This is a genomic window from Bradyrhizobium ingae (assembly GCF_055791185.1).
The window spans coordinates 62,337-84,385 of sequence record NZ_JBVUBB010000023.1 but is presented as its reverse complement, the minus strand read 5'-3'; the positions used below and the strand labels follow the sequence as shown (position 1 = coordinate 84,385).

General features: G+C 63.9%; 18 protein-coding genes. 7 read left to right on the top strand and 11 right to left on the bottom strand.

The window, feature by feature from the left end:
- Nucleotides 1-101 precede the first annotated feature (101 nt).
- From ACV1FX_RS27685 to pqqA, 8 genes are all read right to left on the bottom strand, one after another.
- A complete protein-coding gene (locus tag ACV1FX_RS27685; RefSeq protein ID WP_473120732.1) occupies nt 102-1,949 on the bottom strand; it encodes a 2-oxoacid:acceptor oxidoreductase subunit alpha in 1,848 nt (615 codons plus the stop codon).
- Nucleotides 1,919-3,718, bottom strand: a complete 1,800-nt coding sequence (locus ACV1FX_RS27680; RefSeq protein WP_473120731.1) for an FAD-dependent oxidoreductase — start codon at nt 3,716-3,718, stop codon at nt 1,919-1,921. The genes ACV1FX_RS27685 and ACV1FX_RS27680 overlap by 31 nt, the downstream gene beginning before the upstream one ends.
- Before the next feature lie 360 nt (nt 3,719-4,078).
- Nucleotides 4,079-5,065, bottom strand: coding sequence for a prolyl aminopeptidase (gene pip, locus ACV1FX_RS27675; RefSeq protein ID WP_473120730.1), 987 nt, complete (start codon nt 5,063-5,065; stop codon nt 4,079-4,081).
- Complete coding sequence (gene pqqE, locus ACV1FX_RS27670) at nt 5,055-6,272, bottom strand: pyrroloquinoline quinone biosynthesis protein PqqE (protein ID WP_473120729.1); 1,218 nt, start codon at nt 6,270-6,272, stop codon at nt 5,055-5,057. Before pqqE ends, pip begins: the two co-directional genes overlap by 11 nt.
- Nucleotides 6,269-6,580 (bottom strand): pyrroloquinoline quinone biosynthesis peptide chaperone PqqD, encoded by a 312-nt coding sequence (gene pqqD, locus ACV1FX_RS27665; protein WP_473120728.1) that lies wholly within the window; start codon nt 6,578-6,580, stop codon nt 6,269-6,271. The genes pqqE and pqqD overlap by 4 nt, the downstream gene beginning before the upstream one ends.
- A gap of 13 nt (nt 6,581-6,593) precedes the next feature.
- Nucleotides 6,594-7,349, bottom strand: coding sequence for a pyrroloquinoline-quinone synthase PqqC (pqqC, locus tag ACV1FX_RS27660; protein WP_473120765.1), 756 nt, complete (start codon nt 7,347-7,349; stop codon nt 6,594-6,596).
- A gap of 20 nt (nt 7,350-7,369) precedes the next feature.
- Nucleotides 7,370-8,299 (bottom strand): pyrroloquinoline quinone biosynthesis protein PqqB, encoded by a 930-nt coding sequence (pqqB, locus tag ACV1FX_RS27655; protein WP_473120727.1) that lies wholly within the window; start codon nt 8,297-8,299, stop codon nt 7,370-7,372.
- Nucleotides 8,300-8,415: 116 nt separating this feature from the next.
- Nucleotides 8,416-8,496, bottom strand: coding sequence for a pyrroloquinoline quinone precursor peptide PqqA (gene pqqA / locus ACV1FX_RS27650; protein WP_007595659.1), 81 nt, complete (start codon nt 8,494-8,496; stop codon nt 8,416-8,418).
- Nucleotides 8,497-8,779: 283 nt separating this feature from the next.
- Between pqqA and ACV1FX_RS27645 the strand changes: the two genes are divergently transcribed.
- From ACV1FX_RS27645 to tarD, 5 genes are all read left to right on the top strand, one after another.
- On the top strand, nt 8,780-9,037 hold the full coding sequence (locus ACV1FX_RS27645; protein ID WP_473120726.1) for a DUF6894 family protein: 258 nt from the start codon (nt 8,780-8,782) through the stop codon (nt 9,035-9,037).
- Nucleotides 9,038-9,119: 82 nt separating this feature from the next.
- Nucleotides 9,120-10,520 carry an amidase family protein gene (locus tag ACV1FX_RS27640; protein WP_473120725.1) on the top strand — a complete coding sequence of 467 codons (1,401 nt, stop codon included), beginning with the start codon at nt 9,120-9,122 and terminating at the stop codon, nt 10,518-10,520.
- Between the two features lie 9 nt (nt 10,521-10,529).
- Nucleotides 10,530-11,006, top strand: coding sequence for a glutathione peroxidase (locus tag ACV1FX_RS27635; protein WP_473120724.1), 477 nt, complete (start codon nt 10,530-10,532; stop codon nt 11,004-11,006).
- Between the two features lie 11 nt (nt 11,007-11,017).
- A complete protein-coding gene (locus ACV1FX_RS27630) occupies nt 11,018-11,260 on the top strand; it encodes a DUF3297 family protein (RefSeq protein ID WP_038950952.1) in 243 nt (80 codons plus the stop codon).
- 120 nt (nt 11,261-11,380) lie between these two features.
- Nucleotides 11,381-12,547 (top strand): D(-)-tartrate dehydratase, encoded by a 1,167-nt coding sequence (gene tarD / locus ACV1FX_RS27625; RefSeq protein ID WP_473120723.1) that lies wholly within the window; start codon nt 11,381-11,383, stop codon nt 12,545-12,547.
- 175 nt (nt 12,548-12,722) lie between these two features.
- Here tarD and ACV1FX_RS27620 read toward each other — a convergent pair whose 3' ends face one another.
- Nucleotides 12,723-14,072 carry a malonyl-CoA decarboxylase gene (locus ACV1FX_RS27620; RefSeq protein ID WP_473120722.1) on the bottom strand — a complete coding sequence of 450 codons (1,350 nt, stop codon included), beginning with the start codon at nt 14,070-14,072 and terminating at the stop codon, nt 12,723-12,725.
- A gap of 176 nt (nt 14,073-14,248) precedes the next feature.
- Nucleotides 14,249-15,046 carry an AraC family transcriptional regulator gene (locus ACV1FX_RS27615; protein ID WP_473120721.1) on the bottom strand — a complete coding sequence of 266 codons (798 nt, stop codon included), beginning with the start codon at nt 15,044-15,046 and terminating at the stop codon, nt 14,249-14,251.
- A gap of 59 nt (nt 15,047-15,105) precedes the next feature.
- On the opposite strand from ACV1FX_RS27615, the gene ACV1FX_RS27610 reads away from it, so the two are divergent.
- Nucleotides 15,106-16,278 carry an MFS transporter gene (locus ACV1FX_RS27610; RefSeq protein WP_473120720.1) on the top strand — a complete coding sequence of 391 codons (1,173 nt, stop codon included), beginning with the start codon at nt 15,106-15,108 and terminating at the stop codon, nt 16,276-16,278.
- A gap of 103 nt (nt 16,279-16,381) precedes the next feature.
- The gene (locus ACV1FX_RS27605) at nt 16,382-18,646 is read left to right on the top strand and encodes a cation:proton antiporter domain-containing protein (protein ID WP_473120719.1); all 2,265 of its coding nucleotides are present in this window, start codon (nt 16,382-16,384) and stop codon (nt 18,644-18,646) included.
- 235 nt (nt 18,647-18,881) lie between these two features.
- On the opposite strand, the gene ACV1FX_RS27600 is transcribed toward ACV1FX_RS27605, so the two are convergent.
- Nucleotides 18,882-22,040, bottom strand: a complete 3,159-nt coding sequence (locus tag ACV1FX_RS27600; RefSeq protein WP_473120718.1) for an efflux RND transporter permease subunit — start codon at nt 22,038-22,040, stop codon at nt 18,882-18,884.
- Nucleotides 22,041-22,049 lie beyond the last annotated feature (9 nt).

The following is a 22,049-nucleotide window of genomic DNA, read 5'->3' as shown; positions in this document are numbered from 1 at the left end:
GGCCGGGCCTGTCCCGGCCATCCACGTCTTGGCCGGGAAAAAGAAAGGCGTGGATGCCCGGGACAAGCCCGGGCATGACGGTGAGGAGAGCAAGGCGTAGGTCATGACACGGCCTTGCGGAGCGGGGTCACCTTGAGGTGATCCTGGTGGTCGCCAATGGCTTTTGCGATGAAACGGGCGGTGATCGGCGAGCCGTCATAATGCACGATCGGTACGAGGCGCACGGGGTCGATGCCGTTCTCGTTGACGATGAGCTGACGGAGCTGGCTGTCGCGGTTCTGCTCGACGACGTAGACGAAATCGTGCTCGGCGAGGAAGCTCGCCACGCTCGAATGGAACGGGAATGCACGGATGCGCAATCGGTCGAGCTGATGCCCGCGAGCTTCCAAAAGGCCGATCGCCTCGTCCATCGCCGGCGCCGTGGAGCCGAAATAGATCACGCCATATTTTGTCGGCCGTTCCGCATTGGCCTGGAGCGGCCGCGGCACGAGATCCTGCGCGGTCTCGAACTTGCGCACCAGGCGCTGCATGTTGTCGGCATAGACCGTGCCTTCCTCGGAGTAGCGCGCATAGCGGTCGCGCGAGGTGCCGCGGGTGAAGTAGGAGCCCTTGGTCGGATGCGTGCCGGGATAGGTGCGATAGGGGATGCCGTCACCGTCGACGTCGAGATAGCGGCCGAAGTCGCGGCCCTCTTCCAGCATCTCCGCCGTCATCACCTTGCCGCGGTCATACTGCCGCGCGTCGTCCCACTTCAGCGGGCGGCAGAGGCGGTGGTTCATACCGATGTCGAGATCGAGCATCAGGAAGATCGTGGTCTGAAGCCGTTCGGCGAGATCGAAGGCGGCTGCAGCGAACTCGAAGGCCTCGGCGGGATCCTCGGGGAAGAGCAGCACATGCTTGGTGTCGCCATGCGAGGCATAGGCGCAGGCGATGATGTCGCATTGCTGCGTGCGGGTCGGCATGCCCGTCGAGGGGCCGGCGCGCTGGATGTTCATGATCACGGCCGGAATCTCGGCGAAATAGGACAGGCCGATGAACTCCGTCATCAGCGAGATGCCGGGGCCCGACGTTGCGGTGAAGGCGCGGGCGCCGTTCCAGGAGGCGCCGATCACGATGCCGATGGAGGCAAGCTCGTCCTCGCCCTGCACGATCGCGTATTTCGCCTTGCCGGTCTCAGGATCGTGCCGATACTTCTTGCAGTGGCTGGTGAAGGCTTCGGCCACAGACGAAGACGGCGTGATCGGATACCACGCGCACACCGTCGCGCCGCCATAGACGGCGCCGAGCGCCGCAGCGCTGTTGCCCTCGATGAAGATGCGATCGCCGACCTTATCGGCCTTCTTCACCCGCAGCCCGATCGGACATTTCAGGTTCTGCAATGCCCAGTCGCGACCGAGATGCAGCGCATGGACGTTGGAGGAGAGCAGCTTCTCCTTGCCCTTGTACTGCTCGCCGATCAGCTGCTCGATTACCTTGGGATCCATGTCGAGCAGCGCGCAGAGCGCGCCGAGATAGATGATGTTCTTGAACAGCTGGCGCTGGCGCGGGTCGGTATAGGTCGAGTTGGTGATCGCGGTCAGGGGAACGCCGATCACGGTGATGTCGTCGCGGAATTTCGTCGACGGCATCGGCTTGGTAGAATCGTAGAACAGGTAGCCGCCGGGTTCGATGCCGGCGACGTCCTTGTCCCAGGTCTGCGGGTTCATCGCCACCATCATGTCGACGCCGCCGCGGGCGCCGAGATGGCCGGCTTCCGTCACCCGTACCTCATACCAGGTCGGCAGGCCCTGGATGTTGGAGGGGAAGATGTTGCGCGGGGAGACCGGCACGCCGTGGCGCAGGATCGCGCGGGCGAACAGTTCGTTGGCCGAAGCCGAGCCCGAGCCGTTGACGTTGGCGAAGCGGACGACGAAGTCGTTTACGCTGCTGATCGGCTTTTTGTCGGACATGATGAACCTGCGTAAGTCATATCGATGAGGTATTTCTGCATGTCCCAGGCGCCGGTGGGACAACGCTCTGCGCACAGACCGCAATGAAGGCAGACGTCCTCGTCCTTCACCATCACGCGCCCGGTCTTCAGATCACCGGAGACGTAAAGGGCCTGCTCGGGATGCGGCGAGGGCGCCTTCAGGCGCTGGCGCAGATCTGCCTCTTCGCCGTTTTGCGTGAAGGTGATGCAATCCATCGGGCAGATGTCGACACAGGCGTCGCACTCGATGCAAAGCGAGGTGGAGAATATGGTCTGCACGTCGCAATTCAGGCAGCGATGCGCTTCGCCGAGCGCGAGCTTGACGTCGTAGCCGAGCTCGACCTCGGTGCGGATGTCCTTCAGGGCGACGACCTTGTCGCGGTGCGGCACCTTGAAGCGCTTCTCCGGCGAGATGTCGTTGTCATAGCTCCATTCGTGGATGCCCATCTTCTGTGAGCTGACATGCACCTGCGGAAGCGGCCGCTCGTCGATCGCCTCGCCCGAAAGCAGCCTGTGGATCGACAGCGCGGCGTCGTGGCCGTGCGAAACCGCCCAGATGATGTTCTTCGGCCCGAACGCGGCGTCACCGCCGAAGAAGACCTTTGGGTTGGTCGAGACGAAGGTCTTCGGATCGACCTTCGGCATATTCCACTTGTCGAACTCGATGCCGCAGTCGCGCTCGATCCAGGGAAACGCGTTCTCCTGGCCAACGGCGACCAGCACGTCGTCGCATTCGAAGGTCTGGTCGGGCTCGCCTGAGGGAACGAGGTTTCGGCGTCCCTTGGCGTCGTACTCGGCGCGCACCTTCTGGAAGGTGACGCCGGTGAGCCTGCCGTTGTCGTGGACGAAGGCGACCGGGACGCGGAAGTTGAGGATCGGGATGTCCTCGTGGATCGCATCCTCCTTCTCCCAGGGCGAGGCCTTCATCTCCTCGAAGCCGGAGCGCACGATGACTTTGACGTTCTCGCCGCCCAGCCTGCGCGCCGTGCGGCAGCAATCCATCGCGGTGTTGCCGCCGCCGAGCACGATCACGCGTTTGCCGATCTTGTCGGTGTGACCAAAGGAGACGGAGGACAGCCAGTCGATGCCGATGTGGATGTTCGCGGCCGCCTCTTTGCGCCCGGGAATGTCGAGTTCGCGGCCGCGCGGCGCGCCGGAGCCGACGAAGATCGCATCATAGTTCTCGGCGAGCAGTCCCTTCATGCTCTCGACGCGGTGGCCGCCTTTGAACTCGACGCCGAGGTCGAGGATGTAGCCGGTCTCCTCGTCGATCACGGAATTTGGCAGCCGGAATTTCGGGATCTGCGAGCGCATCATGCCGCCGGCTTCGGGATCGGCATCGAATACGGTGCAGTGATAGCCGAGCGGCGCGAGATCGCGCGCCACCGTCAGCGACGCTGGGCCACCGCCGACCAGCGCGATGCGCTTGCCATTCTTGGGCGAGGGACGTGGCAGACGCTGCTTGATGTCATCCTTGAAGTCGGCCGCGACGCGCTTCAGGCGGCAGATCGCCACCGGAGTTTCCTCGACGCGTCCGCGGCGGCACGCGGGCTCGCATGGACGATCGCAGGTGCGTCCCAGAATGCCGGGAAACACGTTCGATCTCCAATTGATCATATAGGCGTCGCTGTAGCGGCCCTGCGCGATCAGACGGATATATTCGGGAACCGGAGTGTGCGCAGGACAGGCCCACTGGCAATCGACTACCTTGTGAAAGTAGTCGGGGGCCGCGATATCGGTCGGTTTCATTCCTACCCTGTCCGCGCAGGCCCAAAGACCCGGCGGCCTTCTTGAGCTTGGCGAACGCTTACGCGTCGATATGGTTTTTGAATTGGATCATAGGCTTGCTTTATTAGAGCCATTCCGAGGCGCGCACAAAGGCAAATTTGGGCGATGTCCCCCTTTCATATGAGCTGCGCGCGCACAGCATTAACGGCGCACATTCTATGTGGCGGTGCAGCATCTCGTGATGCGTGTGATCAACCACGTGCAACGTTGCTCGTCGCAAGTCCCAACCATCGAAGAGTAGGTGCTGGTGGAGACGGGAAGCGAGGAGGGGCGCAGCAACACTGCCCTTCGCGAAGCGTTACTCACGATGAGGGGCTAGCTCTAGCGCGTGGCTTTCGAGCCGAGGTCCGCGATCGCTTTCATCACGGCGTCCCTCACGCCGGGATCATAGAGCGAATGCCCGGCCTCTTCCACGATGCGAATCTCGGAAGTGGGCCACGTTTTCGCGAGTGCCCAGGATGTCTCCGGCGGGCACAGCAGATCATAGCGGCCCTGGATGATGATGCCGGGAATGCCGGCGAGCCTGCCTGCATTTTGCAGCAGCTGATCCGGTGCCATGAAGCAGTCGTTGATGAAGTAGTGTGCTTCCATGAACGGTGTCGCGGGCAGCGTGCGCCACACATTGAGCGAGGCTAGATCGAGCCGTGTCCGCGCCGGCTTGTGTTCGGACAGCGTTCGCTCGGTATCGTGCCAGGCCCGCGCGGCAGGGCCATGGATGTCCGGATCGGGATCGAGAATGCGACGCCAATACGCATCGATGGGCTGCTCTCGTTCTTTAGCCGACAGCAGGCTCAAAAAGTCCTCGTTGAGCGCGGGATAGAGCTGCGGCAGTCGCGACGTGAAGCCGGTCTCGACCTCCGCTCGCGTGCCGAGAAAGGTTGCGCGCAGCACGATGCCCGAAACGCGTTCGGGATGAGCTTCGGCGTAGGCCAGCGCCAGCGTAGCGCCCCAGGAGCCGCCGATCACCATCCAGCGTTCGAAGCCGAACTTTTGGCGCATCAGCTCCATGTCAGTAACGAGGTGCGCCGTTGTGTTGTGCTCGCGCGAGCCCTTCGGTCGGCTGCGGCCGGCGCCGCGCTGGTCGAACAACACGGCATGGAATCGTTCAGGATCAAAAAGCCGGCGATGGTCGGGCTGGCAGCCGCTGCCGGGACCGCCATGCAGATAGACGGCCGGAATGCCGTCGGCACGGCCGACGCTTTCGACATAGATCTCGTGATCGTCGGAGACGGCGAGCATTTCCGAAGCCAGCGGCGCAAAGGGATCGGCGCGTTTGGCCGATTTGGCCGCGTCGGCGTCAGGCGCCATGCTTGCCGGACTCCACAGGGTCAGGCTCCAAAGTGCCACCGGCAAAGTTGCGGTAGAGGAAGCGGTTGGTCTCGCCTTCGGCTTCGCGCTCGGCCTGCTTGAAGATGGTCTCGTGCAGCGGCGACAGTGCGCAGGCCGGATCGGTATTGGCCGCATCGCCCGTCAGCGCAAAGGCCTGGCAGCGGCAGCCGCCGAAATCGATCTCGCGGAATTCGCAGGTTCGGCACGGCTCCTTCATCCAGCCGGTGCCACGATAGCGGTTGAAGGCGTCCGAGTTCTGCCAGATCCATGCGATCGAATGATTGGAACGCACTGACTCGAAGTCGAGCCCGGTGATGCTCTCGGCCGCATGGCAGGGCAGCACCTTGCCGGCGGGCGAGATGTTGAAGAACTGCCGGCCCCACCCGCCCATGCACTTCTTCGGCCGGAGCGCATAATAATCCGGCACGACATAGTCGATGGCGAGCGTGCCCTTGAGGCGCTCGCGCGCCTCCTCGACGAGGCGGGTGGTCTCGTCGAGCTGCGCGACCGTCGGCATCAGCGCGGCGCGGTTCTTCAACGCCCAGCCATAGTACTGGACGTTGGCGACCTCGAGCCGGTCGGCATCGAGATCGACGGCCATCTGGATGATGTCGGGGAGCTGGTGCAGGTTCTGGCGGTGCATCACCGCGTTCACCGTGAGCGGCAGATCGAGCTCGCGTGTCCACTTCGCGACTTCGAGCTTCTTGTGATGCGCGCCCTTGTAGCCGGCAACGCGGTCGGCGACGATATCCTCGGTGCCCTGAAAACTGATCTGCACATGGCAGAGACCGGCATCCGCGAGCTCGCTCAGCCTGTCGCGCGTCAGCAGCACGGCCGAGGTGATCAGATTGGTGTAAAGGCCGGCGTCGCTTGCATGCTTGATGAGCTCAGCAAGGTCTTTTCGCGCGGTCGGTTCGCCACCGGAGAAATGGACCTGGAGCACGCCGATCTCGGCGAGCTCGGTCAAGACCTTCTTCCACTCCTCGGTCGTCAGCTCCTTGCCGGCGCGATCGAGCTCGACCGGGTTGGAGCAATAGGGGCATTGCAGCGGGCAGCGATGCGTGACTTCCAGCAGCACCGCCAGCGGAATGCCGAAAGTCTCCGCCGTCGAGCGCTGCCTTTCGAGCACGGCGAGGCTGTCGCTGACATCGTGGGGAACGCCGGGGTCGCCGAGTACGTCGCTCATGACGTCTTCTCCCGTGCTTCGGTGAGAAAGCCTTTGTCCGCCAGATCCTGCAACATGGTGACCACGTCGGCCAGGATCGCCTCGCGCGGCGCAGCATACTTCGCGGCGAGCTGGTCGGCCACATCGCCGACGTTGCGGATGCCGTCGCAGAGCTGCAGGACTTCGACCGCAATCTCGTCCGGCGCCAGCACCCGTTCCGGCGCCAGGATCACCCAGACCTTCCGCGTCTCGTCGTATTTCAGCTTGGCATGCCGCGGCAGCACGGGCCGGCTCGCCTCGCTGACGCTGATGTGACGCGGCCCGGCCATTGCTTATTTCCTCTCAGCTCGCTTTGGGCACGAAGGCGCCCGGCGGAATGTGCCCATCGACATAGGCATGATAGAGCGCATCGAGCTGCACCCACAGCACGTTGGTCTTGAAGATCAGCGCGTTGCAGACGGACGCGCGTTCCTCCGGATTCCTGGCGTGCTTCCTGACATAGTCGAGCGCAAAGTTCGCATCGCGCGGCGCCTGCGTCAGGCGGCGCTTGAAGTAGCTCATGATATCAGGGTTGACGAAGTCATAGTGTTCGAGCATGCCGGAGATGCGCTCCTCATGCAGGTTCGGCGCGAACAATTCGGTGAGCGAAGAGGCGATCGCCTCCAGCGGGCTCTTCTCGCGGCAGAAATGCACATAGGCCTCGACCGCAAAGCGCGTCGCGGGAAGGATGCCTTCGGTCGATTCCACATAGGCCGTGTCGAGCCCCAGGCCCTCGGTCAGCTTGAGCCAGCGCTCGATGCCGCCTTCGCTGCCGATATCGCCGTCATGGTCCTCGATGCGGTGCCGCCATTCCACGCGGGTGGCGCGGTCGCGGAAGCGTGAGATCACCACCGCATCCTTGAGCGGGATCGTGCTCTGGTAGTAGTAGCGGTTGAGCGCCCAGGCCTGCACCTGGCCCTTGTTGAGCTTGCCGCCGTGCAGAAGCTTATGGAACGGATGCAGGCTGTGATAGCGCGTCGCGCCGATGTGGCGCAGCGTCGCCTCGAGCTCCTCGGCCGAGTTGAGCCTGATGTCCTTGCCGATCGAGAGTGCGGTCATTCCGGGAAGCGTCATGGCGTTCACAGCACGATCTCCGTTCCGTCGGCGGGTATCTGCCAGCCCGCATATTCGGCTGCCTTGCGCTCGATTGATCCGGGCAGCAGCGCCGGGTTCGAGTTATTGATATGCAGAAATATCTTCCTGTCGATATCGAGGTCGGCAAGCCGTGCGATCGCGCCGTCCTCTCCCGACATGGCGACATGTCCCATGCTCTTGCCGGTCTTCTGGCCGAGTCCGGCCTGGATCATCTCGTCGTCGCGCCACACAGTGCCGTCGAAGAACACCAGCGATGCGCCGGCAACCTGCGCTCTCAGCGCGTCGGTGACCTCGGCACAGGCGGCGAGGAAGTAGAAATTCTTGCCGGTCGATTTATCCGTGATCTTCAGACCGAGCGTATCGCCGGCACCGCTGCTTCCGCCGGGATGCGCCTTGCCTTCCAGGTACCAGGCCGATTTGCCTGCCACCTCGAGCGCAACGACCTCGATGCCGGAGCGTGCACCGTCGGGAAGGCGCAGCTCGAACGGCTCGTCGACTCCGATCGCCTGACGCCTGACGTTCTTCTCGTTCAGCACGTTGAAGATGCTGTTGGCCTTCAGGATCGCGAGCACCTTGTCATGCGCATAGATCGTGAAGGGCGAACCCTCGCGCATCGACAACAGGCCCGCGACGGCGTCCACCTCGCCATTGGTCAGGATCACGCCGGCGATCGGCGTGTGGCGCAGCGCGCCCGGTTTGGGGTGAAGCTGCGGCGTGGCGTTGAATTGCTGCCGGAGGTCGGGAGAGGCGTTGATCAGGAACCAGCTGGCGCCGTCCGCGCTGAAGGCGACCGAAGTCTGGGTTCTCTGCAATTGTCCGGAGTCAGCGCGCGCTGCCCGGCAGCCTGTGCACCCGCAGTTCCACTGCGGGACCCCGCCGCCAGCCGCGGCGCCCAGGACGACGACGCGAAGCATGATCCGTCTCCTGGAAGCACGTGTCGCGGTGGATCTCGGAGCCGGCACAATTCCCTACGTTCGGGAACGTGGCACGCCCGAAGGATCCACCTGCGCTCAACGTGAAATAGCCGCCCTTACTTGCGGGTGGCGCTCACATACATGTTGATTTCCATGCCGCACGGCACTTCGACGATCTTCGGCGCTTTCCAGGCCATTGTGGCTCTCCTTTTCTGTGACATCGGACGTGTCCGCCCCCCGTTAAACTACTGCGGACGGAAAAGTTCGCCAGTTAAATCTTCCGCGACCTAGGTAGTAGGCGGCTGCAATGCTGCGCTGCAAACGCTAAAAGGCATCATCGCGCCGCGGAGATGACGCAAAAACAGCAAAACAACCCCGTGCAGATAAGAACGACGATAGGGTGTGATCCCTGTCGGGATAAAGCAGTTGTGAGTACGAAGCGGCTTTCAATCGGCTACAGGCGACCCCATTGGATCAGGCATGCCCAGATATTTCTTCAACACCCGCATCGGCGACGAATTGATCGTGGATCCTGACGGCGAGGACCTGCGCAATCCCGATCGCGCCTGGGAAGTAGCGCGCCAGATGATTTTGGAGGTGCTGAAGTCGGAAGGGACGCAGCCGGCGCTGCTCGAGGCCGTCATCGAGGTCACCGATGTCGATGGCGAAATCGTGCTGGAATTCCCCTTCACCGAGGCACTCCTGGACATGCCGGATCAATCGGCCACCCGGCACTGACGATCCGGATTTCGCCCCTGCGTAATGCGCATGGCTTTGCCGCCTGACCGGCGCTAAAAGACCCGGTCACTTGGAGCATGCCATGCAAGATCTCTGGCGCCTGTCGGCCGCCGACCTCGCCGCCCTCGTCCGATCCAGGAAGGTGTCTGCCACCGAAGCCGCGAAGGCGGGCCTTGCCCGGCTCGAAGCCGTTAATCCCAAGCTGAATGCGGTGATCGACCATCGGCCGGAGGACGTGCTCAAGCAGGCGGCAGCAGTGGACGGCGCGATCGCCCGCGGTGAGGATCCGGGCGTTTTGGCAGGCGTCCCCGTGACGGTGAAGGTCAATGTCGACCAGGAGGGCTTTGCCACCACCAATGGCCTGAAGATTCAGCGCGAGGTGATCGCAAAAGCGGATAATCCGGTCGTTGCCAACCTGCGCAAGGCGGGCGCTGTCATCCTCGGCCGCACCAACTGCCCAGCCTTCTCCTACCGCTGGTTCACCACCAATCTGATTCACGGCGACACTAAGAACCCGCGCGACGCGTCGCTGACCCCGGGCGGCTCGTCCGGCGGTGCAGGTTCGGCCGTTGCGGCAGGCATCGGCCACATCGCCCACGGTACCGATATCGCGGGCTCGATCCGCTATCCCGCCTACGCCTGCGGCGTGCACGGCCTGCGGCCGACCATGGGCCGGATTCCCGCCTTCAACGCGGCCCTGCCGGAGCGCCCGATCGGGCCGCAGATCAGCGCCGTCTCGGGGCCGCTGGCGCGTACCATCAATGACATCAGGATTTCGCTCGCCGCGATGGCGGCCCGCGACGTGCGCGACCCCTGGTGGGTGCCGGCGCCGCTCGAGGGACCGGCGATGCCCAAGCGCGCGGCGCTGTGCCTCAATCCGGACGGGCTTGCCACTGCGCCGGAAGTGACGGCAGCGGTCAGCGACGCCGGCAAGCGGCTCGAGCGGGCAGGCTGGACCGTGGATGTGATCGAGAATACCCCGCCGATGCGGGAAGCTGCCGATTGGCAGACCAAACTCTGGATCGGCGACGGCTATGAGGCCGCGCTCGAAGCCGCCGAGCGCGAGGGCGATCCCGGCGCGCTCGCCTGCCTGCGCGGCAATCGCGCCAAGGTCACCCCGTTCGACCAGGCGGCCTACGCCAAGGCGCTGATGCGCCGGGCAACGCTGACGCGCGAATGGATGCTGTTCTTCGAAAAATACGCGGTGGTGCTGACGCCGGTTTCCGGCGAATTGCCGTTTCCCGATCATCTCGATCGCAAGGATGAGGCGTCCTTCAAGCGGGTGTGGGACGCGCAATTGCCACAGATCGCCATTCCCTTCATGGGACTGCCGGGCCTCGTGGTCTCCACCGGTCTCGTAGGCAAGGCGCCAGTCGGCGTGCATGTCGTCTCCGGCCGCTATCGTGAGGACCTCTGCCTGCTCGCCGGCGAGGCGATCGAGGCGGGCGGCGTGCCGGCCTCACCGATCGATCCCGTGGGCTGAAGGACAACGATGTCGGCGATCTACGATTTTTCGGCCAACTCGCTTCTCGGCGAGGACGTGCCGGTGCGACGCTTCGAGGGACAGGTGCTGCTCATCGTCAACACCGCGAGCAAATGCGGCTTCACGCCGCAATATCGTGGCCTCGAGGACCTGCACCGCGACCTCAACCCGCGCGGCTTCACCGTGCTCGGCTTTCCCTGCAACCAGTTCGGTGGCCAGGAGCCGGGCAAGGCAAGCGAGATCCAGGAGTTCTGCTCGACCAATTACGACGTCACCTTTCCGCTGTTCGCCAAGATCGACGTCAACGGCGCCAATGCGCATCCTCTGTATGAGTACCTGAAACGTCAGCAATCCGGCCTGCTAGGTGCCTCCATCAAATGGAATTTCACGAAATTCCTGGTGGACCGAGCAGGCAAGGTGGTGGCGCGCTACGCGCCGACGGCGCGGCCCGAGGGGCTGCGCCAACAAATCGAGACACTGTTGTGAGCGAGACAATCATGAGCGACGAATTCCCGGACCGCCTGTCGGTCGATCCGAACAGCCCGTATTACAACGCGGACATCCTGGCGCGCGACGTCGGCATCCGCTTCAAGGGCGTCGAGAAGACCAACGTCGAGGAGTATTGCATCAGCGAGGGCTGGGTCCGCGTCACCGCCGGCAACGCCAAGGACCGCCATGGCAATCCGCTGACGATCAAGGTGCACGGCCCGGTCGAGCCGTATTTCAGGGATAAGAAATAAGCCGTCATTGCGAGGAGCGGAGCGACGAAGCAATCCAGAATTTTTCCGCGGAGAGAGTCTGGATTGCTTCGCTGCGCTCGCAATGCCGAGGTCCCTATCAGGCAATGAAGGCTAAGCTCCATGGTCCGCATCGTCGATGTCCGCGAGATCACCAAGCCGATCTCCTCGCCGATCCGCAACGCCTATATCGATTTCACCAGGATGACGACGAGCCTCGTTGCCGTCGTCACCGACGTCATGCGTGACGACAAGCGCGTCGTCGGCTACGGCTTCAACTCCAACGGCCGCTACGGGCAGGGTGGCCTGATCCGCGAGCGCTTTGCCTCGCGCATCCTCGAAGCTGATCCGAAATCGCTGCTCGACGAGGCCGGCGACAATTTCGACCCGGACAAAATCTGGGCCGCGATGATGACCAACGAGAAGCCGGGCGGTCACGGCGAGCGCTCGGTCGCGGTCGGCACCATCGACATGGCGGTGTGGGATGCGGTGGCGAAGATCGCCGGCAAGCCACTGTTTCGCCTGCTCGCCGAGCGTCACGGCGTCAAGGCCAATCCGCGCGTCTTCGTCTATGCCGCCGGCGGCTACTACTATCCCGGCAAGGACCTTTCGATGCTGCGCGGCGAGATGCGCGGCTATCTCGATCGCGGCTACAATGTCGTCAAGATGAAGATCGGCGGTGCGCCGATCGCCGAGGACCGCACGCGTATCGAGGCGGTGCTGGAGGAGATCGGCAAGGACGCGCAACTCGCCGTCGATGCCAACGGCCGCTTCGATCTGGAGACCGCGATCGCCTACGCCAAGATGCTGCGGGACTATCCGCTGTTCTGGTACGAGGAGGCGGGCGATCCCCTCGATTATTCGCTGCAGGCCGCACTCGCGGAATTTTATCCGGCCCCGATGGCGACGGGCGAAAACCTCTTCAGCCACCAGGACGCCCGTAACCTGATCCGCCATGGCGGTATGCGGCCCGATCGTGACTGGCTGCAATTCGACTGCGCGCTGTCCTATGGTCTCTGCGAATATCAGCGTACGCTGGAGGTGCTGAAGACCCATGGCTGGTCGCCCGGCCGCTGCATCCCGCATGGCGGCCACCAGATGTCGCTGAACATCGCAGCCGGCTTGGGGCTCGGCGGCAATGAGAGCTACCCCGACCTTTTCCAGCCCTATGGCGGCTTCCCCGATGGTATCCGTGTCGAGAACGGCCACATCACCATGCCGGATTTGCCGGGCATCGGTTTCGAAGGGAAATCGGATCTCTACAGGGAGATGAAGGCGCTGGCGGAGTAGCAGTCGGACTCGCCAAGCTTTCAGTAGTCGTGCCCCGCCACCGGGTCGGCGCGAAGCGCCGCCCGATGACAGGCTCCGGCGGGGCATCCAGTACGCCGCGGCTTCTCCGTATTCGTCGCTGCCTCTGGAATACTGGATCGCCCGAACAAGTCGGGCGATGACACCATACGTGTGGTCAGGACAACCGCATATCCAGCAGCCTCCGCTCGCCCTTGAGCAGCTTCTTCACTGCGCTCGATGCGACCACCTCGCCGTCGTTCGCATAGGCTTCGTGATTCTTCTCGATGTCGTCGAGGCGGTAGAGATAGTTGACCATGACGCCGGCCGACTCGCGCAGGCCCTTGGGCGAGAGGTCGCCAAGCCAGTTGACGCGCTCGAGCCGCGCGCCGTTGCCGAGATGGAAGCGGGCGACGGAATCGATCAGCCGTCCCTTCGGCGTGCGCGCCTTGAGGAAATAATAGGCGGCGAGCGGCTCGATCACGGCGCGCAATTGCGCGGTCGTTTCCGCGCTCTCGAACCATTTCGGATCGTCGAGGCGTTTCACGAGCTCGCGATCTTCCTCCGACAGCGGCAGGTCCTTGTTCTGCTTCAGCCACGGCATGAAGCCCGGCACCGGCGACAACGTTACGAAGGTGTCGAGCTTGGGCAGCTCGCGTCGCAGCTCCTCGACCACCTGCTTGATCAGGAAGCTGCCGAAGGAGATGCCCCCTAACCCCCGCTGGGTGTTCGAGATCGAGTAGAACACGGCGGTGCGCGCGCGCTCGATCGGCACCGGCTCGCGGTCGACCGCGAGCAGCGGCGCGATGGCGCCGGGGAGCGTTTCGGTCAACGCCACCTCGACGAAGATCAGGGGTTCGTCGACCAATGCCGGATGGAAGAAGGCGTAGCAGCGGCGGTCGACCGGATCGATACGGCGGCGCAGATCGTCCCAGTCGCTGATCTCGTGCACGGCCTCGTAGCGGATGATCTTTTCGAGGATGTTGGCCGGTGTCGACCAGTCGATCCTGCGCAGCACGAGAAACCCCCTGTTGAACCACGAACTCAAGAGATGCACGACATCGCGGTCGAGCGCGGCAAGGTCGGTATGCCCGTTCATCATGCTGAGCAGGTCGGCGCGCATGGCGACGAGATCGCCGGTGCCGCCGGGCGCGCGATTGAGGCGGCGGATCAGTTCCTGCCGCCGCGGCTCCGAGGCGAAATGCAGGTCGCTGGCGTCCTCGTCGCTGGGCTGGGTGCGCCATTTCTCGACGGTCTGGGCAAGCTTCTCGCGGTCTGGGCCGAAATCGCGCACCAGCGCCGCGAAGAAGGCGCGGCGTCCGGTCGCATCGAGGCCCTGATAATGGTCGAGCACCTCGCGCGCCATCGCTGTGCCCGAGGCCTCGCCCCGGCCCGACAGCAGCGCCTCGCAGAGCTCGATGAGGCCGCCAGCGTCCTGTCTTGTGTCCGAGGCGTCACCGCGGCGAAGCAGCGTGCGGCCGCGCTCGGAGATCGTGGCGAGCAGGTCGGAGAAAAACGCGTTGGCCATTTGGGCTTTTCGAATCCGGTTTGTGCAGTGCGCAAAGCTTACACGGGATTTAGGCGGAAGCTTATCACAATCAAGCGCGAGTGGGATGCATGTGAAGCTGGGCCATGCGCTTCAAAGAAAGCTGACATGAAAGCTGTCATGCCCCGGCTTCGCGGGCAATGACACCGAGGGTTTGGTTAGCCCTTCCGCGCAAATTCCGTCGGCGTCCGTCCCGTCACCTGGCGGAAGGCTGCCGAAAAAGCCGGCACGCTGGCATAGCCGAGCTGGGCGGCGAGCTGCTTGACCGAAACATCGGCATCCGTCGAAAGCCTTTCGATTGCGGCCGCGATGCGGGCGCGCTGGCACCAGCTCTTGAAGCTAAGCTGTGTCTCGGAAGAGAACAGCCGCGATAGCGTGCGTGCGGAGGTTCCGACCTCGTGCGCGAGCGCCTCGATCTCATAGCTCCCGGTCTGATCGTCGAGCACGATCAGGGCGGCGCGCCGGCAGCGTGGCTCCCGCGGCAGTGGTACGAAGGTCGCGGAATCCTCGGCCCGATGCAGCTCAAGCATCACCAGGCGGACCAGAAGATCCGTGCGCTCGGACGTATTGCGGGAATCAAACAGTGCCAGGATTGCCTGGTGCAGCAGCGGCGACACCCGCACCACGAACTCCTTGGCGAGGCTCTTGGCGCGCTGCTCGCGTTTCAGCCAGGGCAGGTCGAAATAGAGCGTGCGCATCTCGATATCGGCGAGCACGTCGATGGCGTGCTCGAGGTGGGCGGGCACCCAGACCGCGCGATCGGGCGGCACCAGCCAGCGACCCTTGGGGGTGGTCACCTGCATCGTGCCCTTCGCGGCATAGACGAGCTGTGCCTCGCGATGCATGTGCGGGTCGAGCCGTAGCCCCTTCGGGTAGTCGCGCGCGACGAGATGCACGCCCGCGGTCGAGCCGTGGTTTCCGCGCACTTCCTTGATTGGCGTTTCGACGACAGTCATTGGCGGCATCCCGTCATGGCTCCGACATATAACCTATTTCAGAGCAGGAGAGGATTCGTATGAACAGTCCCGGCCGGGTGATCGGTTTCGTCAACGCCGCGCATTTTATCGATCACTATGCGATGCTGATCTTCGCCGCCGCCGTGATCATCATGGGGCCGGCGCTCGGCATGGCCTATTCGGAGCTGCTGCCTTATGCGACGCCGGGCTTCATCGCTTTCGGCGCGGGATCGCTGCTCACCGGCTGGCTCGGCGACCGCTGGAGCCGCCGCCACATGATGGTGATCTTCTTCATCGGCATCGGTGCCTCGATGGTCTCGGTCGGCTTCGTGCAGACGCAGACCGAGCTCGGCGCGGCGCTGCTCGCGATCGGCATCTTCGCCTCGATCTATCATCCCGTCGGCACCGCAATGATCGTGTCCTATGCCGACAGGCTCGGCCGCGAAATGGGGCTGAACGGCGTCTGGGGCAATCTCGGCGTTGCGTCGTCTGCGCTGGTCACCGGCGTGATCGGGCAATATCTCGGCTGGCGCTTTGCCTTCATCGTTCCAGGCGTGGTCACGATGCTGATCGGCATCGCCTTCGCGATGACCGTCGTGCATGAGGATCGCAAGGGCTCTAAGCAGGCGGCCGCGCAGGCGCGCGTGGCCAAGCAGGACATGTGGCGCGTGGTCCTTTCGCTGCTGATCGTCGTGATCGCGATCTCGACGACCTTCAATGCCGTCACCGTGGCGCTGCCAAAGCTGTTCGCGGAGCGGCTCTCGGATCTCACCAGGAGCCCTGCGCTGCTGGGGGTAATTGCCGCCTGTGTCTACGTGTTCGGCGCGATGACGCAGTACACGATCGGCCGGCTGCTCGATCATTATTCGCTGAAGACCGTCGCGCTGCCGCTGTCCTTCATGCTGGCGCCGTTCCTTTATCTGGCGGCGAGCCTGTCCAACCTGCCGCTGATCGTGGTCTCGATCGGCATCGTCATGGGCGCGTTCGGGCAGGTCACGGTGAACGACGCCATGGTCGGCAAATACACCACCGAGGAATGGCGCTCGCGCGCCTATGCGGTGCGCTATTTCGTCGGCTTCACCGCGGCCGGCGCCTCCGTCGGCCTGGTCGCCTGGCTCTACGAGCAGGGCGGCTTCGTCACCATGCTGCGTGTTTTTGCCGGCCTGTGCCTCTTCGCGATTGCAGCCGCGATCATCCTGCCGCGCGAGATCAGGACGCCGCAGCCGGCCTGACGCATCGCGTGCGCCGGAGGCGGGAACTCGCTCAGCCTCCCGCGGGTTCTACCCCTAGTCGCCGGCACCACGCCGGATCAGCCGAAGGGGGAACGATATCCGTATGCAGTGGAGCCTGCTCCGACCGGTCGGCCTCGTCCCCGCGGCGCTTGCCCTCACCAGCATTGCGGCCAGTGCCGAGGGCGGCAAATCCAGTGGACCGTCTGAATTCCTCCTGGTGGCGCAGATCATGCTCCTGATCGCCGTGGGCCGTGGCCTCGGCGAGATCATGCAGCGCATCGGTCAGCCTTCGGTGATCGGCGAATTGCTTGCCGGCATCCTGCTCGGGCCGTCACTGTTCGGCTGGATCTGGCCCGAGGCGCAGCAGGCGATCTTCCCGAAGACGCCCGAGCAGAAGGCGATGATCGATGGCATCGCCCAGTTCGGCATCCTGCTTTTGTTGTTGCTGACCGGCATGGAGACCGACCTCAAGCTGGTGAGAAGGATTGGCAGGGCGGCGATCGCGATCTCGATAGCCGGCATCATCGTTCCCTTCGCCTGCGGCTTCGCGCTCGGCGAATTCCTGCCGGACGCGCTCCTGCCCAATCCGCAACAACGGCTGGTGGCCTCGCTGTTCATGGGCACGGCACTGTCGATCTCGTCGGTGAAGATCGTGGCCGTGGTCGTGCGCGAGATGAATTTCATGCGCCGCAATGTCGGCCAGATCATCGTCGCGACCGCAGTCATCGACGACACCATCGGCTGGATCATCATTGCCGTCATCTTCAGCCTCGCGTCGCGAGGCACGCTCGATGTCGCTTCCATCGCAAAGGCCGTGATGGGCACGCTGGCCTTCCTCGCGGTCAGTTTCACCGTCGGCCGGCGGCTGGTGTTCCAGCTCATCCGCTGGGCCAACGATACCCTCGTCAGCACCGCGCCGGTCATTACCGTGATCCTGCTGCTGATGGGCGCCATGGCGCTGATCACTCATCTGATCGGCGTGCACACCGTGCTCGGCGCCTTCGTCGCCGGCATCCTGGTCGGCGAATCCCCGATCCTGACGCGGCAGATCGACGAGCGCCTGCGCGGATTGATCTCGAGCTTCTTCATGCCGGTGTTCTTCGGTCTCGCCGGGCTCAGCGCAGATCTGACGGTGCTGAAAGATCCGAAGCTGTTGCTGCTGACGGCGATGCTTGTCGTCATCGCCAGCGTCGGCAAATTCGGCGGTGCTTTCGTCGGCGGCACCATGGGCGGTCTCAGCACGCGGGAGTCGCTGGCCCTGGCGAGCGGCATGAATGCACGCGGCTCCACCGAGGTCATCATCGCGACCATCGGTCTCTCCATGGGCGTCCTGAGCCAAAACCTGTTCACGATGATCGTCACCATGGCGATCGTGACAACGATGGCGATGCCGCCGATGCTGCGCGCGGCCCTGACCCGGCTTCCCATGAACAAGGACGAAAAAGAGCGGCTGGAGCGCGAGGAGTTCGAGAAGCGGGGCTTCGTCGCCAATCTCGAGCGTATGCTGCTGGCGGTCGACGAAAGCCCAAATGCCACCTTCGCTTCGCATATCACCGGGTTGCTCGGCGGCACGCGCGGGCTGCCGATCACCGTGCTGCACATCGGGCGCCGCGCCAAGGAGCAGGAGCAGAACCGCGGCGATGACGAGAGCCATGAAGCGGTGGTGAAGAAAGCTGCCGAGGCGGTCGGAGAAAGCGCCGAGGAGGCTGTCGGCCATGTCGACGTGACCACCCGGGCGCGCCGGACCAGGCTGGGCGACGCCATCGGCGAAGAGGCCAAAAAAGGTTTTGATCTCGTGCTCGTCGGCGTCGACAAGGTCGTGGCCACGGAGCGCTTCGACAGGAAGATTGAGGACATCGCCGCCGAGTTTCAAGGTCCGCTCGCGATCGTCGCCGGCAAGGGCAATCATCTGGAGAATCCGATGCCTGGATCGTTCAACATCCTGGTTCCGGTCTCCGGCAGCGGCGTATCGCGGAGGGGAGCGGAGGTGGCCGTGGCGCTGGCGCAGGCCGCCTCGGGCTCGCTCCGCGTGATCTACGTTGCGACAACACGGGACAAGGGCGTGCGGCGCGGGGCCTCGCGCGCGCTGGTCCAGGAGGAGGGCGTCCTGAAGGACGCCAGTGCGCTCGCGGCGCGTTACGACGTCGACATCACCACGACCTTGCGCAGCAACACCGCGCCGGAAGCTGCCATCCTCCAGGAGATCAAGAGTACCGACGTCGATCTCGTCGTCATGGGTGTCGACCGCGTCCAGGCCGAGCATCTGAGCTTTGGCAGCGTGGCCGACGCCGTCATCCGGCAGTCAGGCGCATCGGTCTTGCTGGTTTCGAGTGGTGAGGCTCATCGACCGCCCGAGAGGGAGTCCTAGGGGAAGGCGGCGACCCAAAGCTGACGTCGAGCGGTGGCCGCGTTAGCGGGAACATCGCATCGAGTAGTGCCGGTCACCCCCCATGCGACGTGATGATGGCAGAACGTCCCTGATTTGCCGGCGCGTCAACGGTACTTCGTAAAATACGAAGTCAGTCGCATTTGCGTCGCCGGCTACTTGTGCATGGGGTTGGTTTCGACTTTTTGTTTCTCCCGCTTTCGTGGAGAGGGAGCGCCTAGGATTTCGCCTCCACGGCCGGCTGCGCCGTCTTCGCCGTCTTCTTCGACGCGCGCCAGTTCTCGAAGCGCTGCACCACCACGAAGAAAGCCGGCACGAACAGCACCGCTAGGCAGGTCGAGGCCAGCATGCCCGAGAACACCGTGACGCCGATCGACTTGCGGGCGCTGGCGCCGGCGCCGGTTGCGAGCACCAGCGGCACGACGCCGAGGATGAAGGCAAACGACGTCATCAGGATCGGGCGGAAGCGGGCGCGCGCTGCTTCGATTGCGGATTCCAGCAATGGTTTGCCGTCGCGAAGGTGCAGCTCCAGCCCGACCTCGACGATCAGGATGGCGTTCTTCGCCGACAGCGCGATCAGCAGGATCAGGCCGATCTGGCAATAGAGATTGTTGTCGATGTTGAGGCCATTGAGGATCAGCATCGGTCCGATCAGCGACAACGGCACGGCCAGGATCACCGAGATCGGCGCGTACCAGCTCTCATACTGGCCGGCGAGCACGAGATAGACCAGCAACATGGCAAGGCCGAACACCCAGTAGATCTGGTTGGAGACAGCCTTCTCCTGATAGGACATAGCTGTCCACTCGAAGCCGGTGCCGGGCGGCAGCGTCTTGTCGGCGATCTCCTCCATCAATTGCAGGGACTCACCGGACGAATAGCCCTGCGCCGGCAGGCCGACGATGGTCGAGGAGGGATAGAGATTGTAGAGGCTGATCAGCGACGGGCCCGTGGCCGGCGTGATCTTCGCGACGGTGCCGATCGGGATCATGTCGCCGTTCGAGTTGCGCACCTGCATGTTGGCGATGTCGCGCTCGGTGACGCGGAACGCGGGGTCGGCCTGCGTGTAGACCTGGAATACGCGTCCGAACTTGTTGAACTGGTTGACGTAGGACGAGCCGAGATAGGTCGACAGCGCCGAGAACACCTGGTCCGTCGTCACGTGCAGCGTCTGGGTCTTGATGCGATCGATCTCGACGTTGAATTGCGGAACCGCCGAGCGGAACGAGGAGGAGACGCGCTGCAGCGCGCTCTGGCTCTGGGCGTTGTTGACCATCGCGGTCGTGATCGCCTGAAGCTTCGCAAAATCGCTGTTGCCGTCGCGCAGCTCGACCTGCATCGAGAAGCCGGCCGCGTTGCCGATGCCCTGGATCGGCGGTGGTGGCAGCACCAGTGCGCGCGCCTCCATGACGGTCGCGAGCTTGTCGTTCAGGCCATACACCAGCGAGCGGAGATCCTCGCCTTTGCCGCGCGCACCCCAGTCCTTCAGGATGATGTAGGCGACGCCGGCATTGGCAAGACTCGCGCTGTTGTCGAGCGCGGAGATGCCGGCGATGGTGATGACCTGCTCGACGCCCGGCGTCGTCCTGATCAACTCGCTCGCCTTGTCGAGCACCGTCTGCGTGCGCTCCAGCGAGGCGCCGTCGGGCAGTTGAACGGCGGCGATCAGATAGCCCTGGTCCTCGATCGGGAGGAAGCCGGTCGGCACTCGCGACAGGCCGTAGCCGCCGATGCCGATCAGAACCAAGGCAATCGCGACCGAGACCGTGGCATTCCTGACGAGGGCTCCGATCAGCCGGATATAGGCTCGCTCGACGCGGTTATAGACGGCGTTGAAGCCCCGGTAGAAGAAGTTGCGCTGCTCGGGCAGCACCGTCGGTCGCAGCCATAGCGCGCACTGCGTCGGTTTCAGCGTCGCCGCGTTGATGGCGCTCAGGAGCGCGGTCGCGGCGATCACCAGCGCGAATTGCGAATAGATTCGCCCGGTGAGCCCCGCGAGGAACGATGCCGGGAGGAACACCGAGATCAGCACGAGCGTAATGCCGACGATCGGCGCGAACAGCTGGTCCATCGCCCGGATCGCGGCGTCGTGCCCGTTCATGCCCTGCTCGATGTTGTGCGCGGCGCCTTCCACCACGACGATCGCATCGTCGACCACGATGCCGATCGCGAGCACGATCGCAAACAGCGTCGACATGTTGATGGTGAAGCCGAGCGCGGCCATCGCGGCGAACGCTCCGATGATGGTTACCGGCACGGTCGTCGCCGGCACCAGCATCGCGCGCCAGTCCTGGAGGAACACCAGGATCACGACCAGCACCAGGAGGCCGGCCTCGATCAGGGTCATGTAGACCTCGTGCACCGAGGCCTGCACGAATTTGGTGGTATCGAACGGCGTGTCGTATTTGATGCCCTGCGGAAAGGCTTTTGCGAGCTCCGCCATCTTCTTCTCGACGGCCTGCTCGACCTGAAGCGCGTTGGCGCCGGGCGACTGGAACACGCCGATGCCGGTGGCGGGCTGCTTGTTGAGCGAGAAGATCTGGCTGTAGGTCTGTGCTCCCAGCTCGACCCAGCCGACATCGCGCACGCGCGTCACGTCGCCGCTGGTACCCGTCTTGACGATGATGTTCTCGAACTGGGTGGAGTCGTCGAGCCGGCCATTGACGTTGAGGGTGTACTGGAACGCCTGACCCGGCGGTGTCGGCGGGGCGCCGACCTGGCCGGCCGAGACCTGCTGGCTCTGTTGCTGGATCGCATTGATGACGTCCTGCGGCACGAGATCGCGGGCGAGCAGCTTGTTGGGATCGAGCCACACCCGCATCGAATACTGGCCGGCGCCGAACACCGTGACGTTGCCGACGCCGGGCAGGCGGGAAAGCTCGTCGCGGATGTTGATGGTGGCGTAGTTGCTCAAGTAGAGGCTGTCGAACCGGGAATCCGGCGAGGTCAGGGTGACGAACAGCAGGATCGAGGTCGATCGCTTCTGCACGGTGACGCCCTGGTTCTGCACTGATTGCGGCAATTGCGACAACGCGCTGGAGACACGGTTCTGCACCAGCACCTGCGCGAAGTTCAGGTCGACGCCGATCTTGAAGGTCACGGTGAGCGTATAGGTGCCGTCCGAGCCGCTGTAGGACTGCATGTAGAGCATGTCCTCGACGCCATTGACCTGCTGCTCGATCGGCAGCGCCACCGTATCGATCACGGTTTTCGCGCTGGCGCCGGGATAGCGCGTGGTGACCTGCACGGTCGGCGGCACCACGTCCGGATATTGCGCGATCGCGAGGTTGAACAGTGCGACGCCGCCGATCAGGATCATCAGGAGCGCGATGACGTTCGAGAGGACCGGCCGCTCGATGAAGAATTTTGAGATCATGGCCGGCGG

Coding starts and splice junctions, on each gene's coding strand:
- ACV1FX_RS27685 (WP_473120732.1), bottom strand. CDS start 1,949: ATGTCCGACAAAAAGCCGATCAGCAGCGTAAACGACTTCGTCGTCCGC.
- ACV1FX_RS27680 (WP_473120731.1), bottom strand. CDS start 3,718: ATGAAACCGACCGATATCGCGGCCCCCGACTACTTTCACAAGGTAGTC.
- pip (WP_473120730.1), bottom strand. CDS start 5,065: ATGGCGCCTGACGCCGACGCGGCCAAATCGGCCAAACGCGCCGATCCC.
- pqqE (WP_473120729.1), bottom strand. CDS start 6,272: ATGAGCGACGTACTCGGCGACCCCGGCGTTCCCCACGATGTCAGCGAC.
- pqqD (WP_473120728.1), bottom strand. CDS start 6,580: ATGGCCGGGCCGCGTCACATCAGCGTCAGCGAGGCGAGCCGGCCCGTG.
- pqqC (WP_473120765.1), bottom strand. CDS start 7,349: ATGACCGCACTCTCGATCGGCAAGGACATCAGGCTCAACTCGGCCGAG.
- pqqB (WP_473120727.1), bottom strand. CDS start 8,299: ATGCTTCGCGTCGTCGTCCTGGGCGCCGCGGCTGGCGGCGGGGTCCCG.
- pqqA (WP_007595659.1), bottom strand. CDS start 8,496: ATGGCCTGGAAAGCGCCGAAGATCGTCGAAGTGCCGTGCGGCATGGAA.
- ACV1FX_RS27645 (WP_473120726.1), top strand. CDS start 8,780: ATGCCCAGATATTTCTTCAACACCCGCATCGGCGACGAATTGATCGTG.
- ACV1FX_RS27640 (WP_473120725.1), top strand. CDS start 9,120: ATGCAAGATCTCTGGCGCCTGTCGGCCGCCGACCTCGCCGCCCTCGTC.
- ACV1FX_RS27635 (WP_473120724.1), top strand. CDS start 10,530: ATGTCGGCGATCTACGATTTTTCGGCCAACTCGCTTCTCGGCGAGGAC.
- ACV1FX_RS27630 (WP_038950952.1), top strand. CDS start 11,018: ATGAGCGACGAATTCCCGGACCGCCTGTCGGTCGATCCGAACAGCCCG.
- tarD (WP_473120723.1), top strand. CDS start 11,381: ATGGTCCGCATCGTCGATGTCCGCGAGATCACCAAGCCGATCTCCTCG.
- ACV1FX_RS27620 (WP_473120722.1), bottom strand. CDS start 14,072: ATGGCCAACGCGTTTTTCTCCGACCTGCTCGCCACGATCTCCGAGCGC.
- ACV1FX_RS27615 (WP_473120721.1), bottom strand. CDS start 15,046: ATGACTGTCGTCGAAACGCCAATCAAGGAAGTGCGCGGAAACCACGGC.
- ACV1FX_RS27610 (WP_473120720.1), top strand. CDS start 15,106: ATGAACAGTCCCGGCCGGGTGATCGGTTTCGTCAACGCCGCGCATTTT.
- ACV1FX_RS27605 (WP_473120719.1), top strand. CDS start 16,382: ATGCAGTGGAGCCTGCTCCGACCGGTCGGCCTCGTCCCCGCGGCGCTT.
- ACV1FX_RS27600 (WP_473120718.1), bottom strand. CDS start 22,040: ATGATCTCAAAATTCTTCATCGAGCGGCCGGTCCTCTCGAACGTCATC.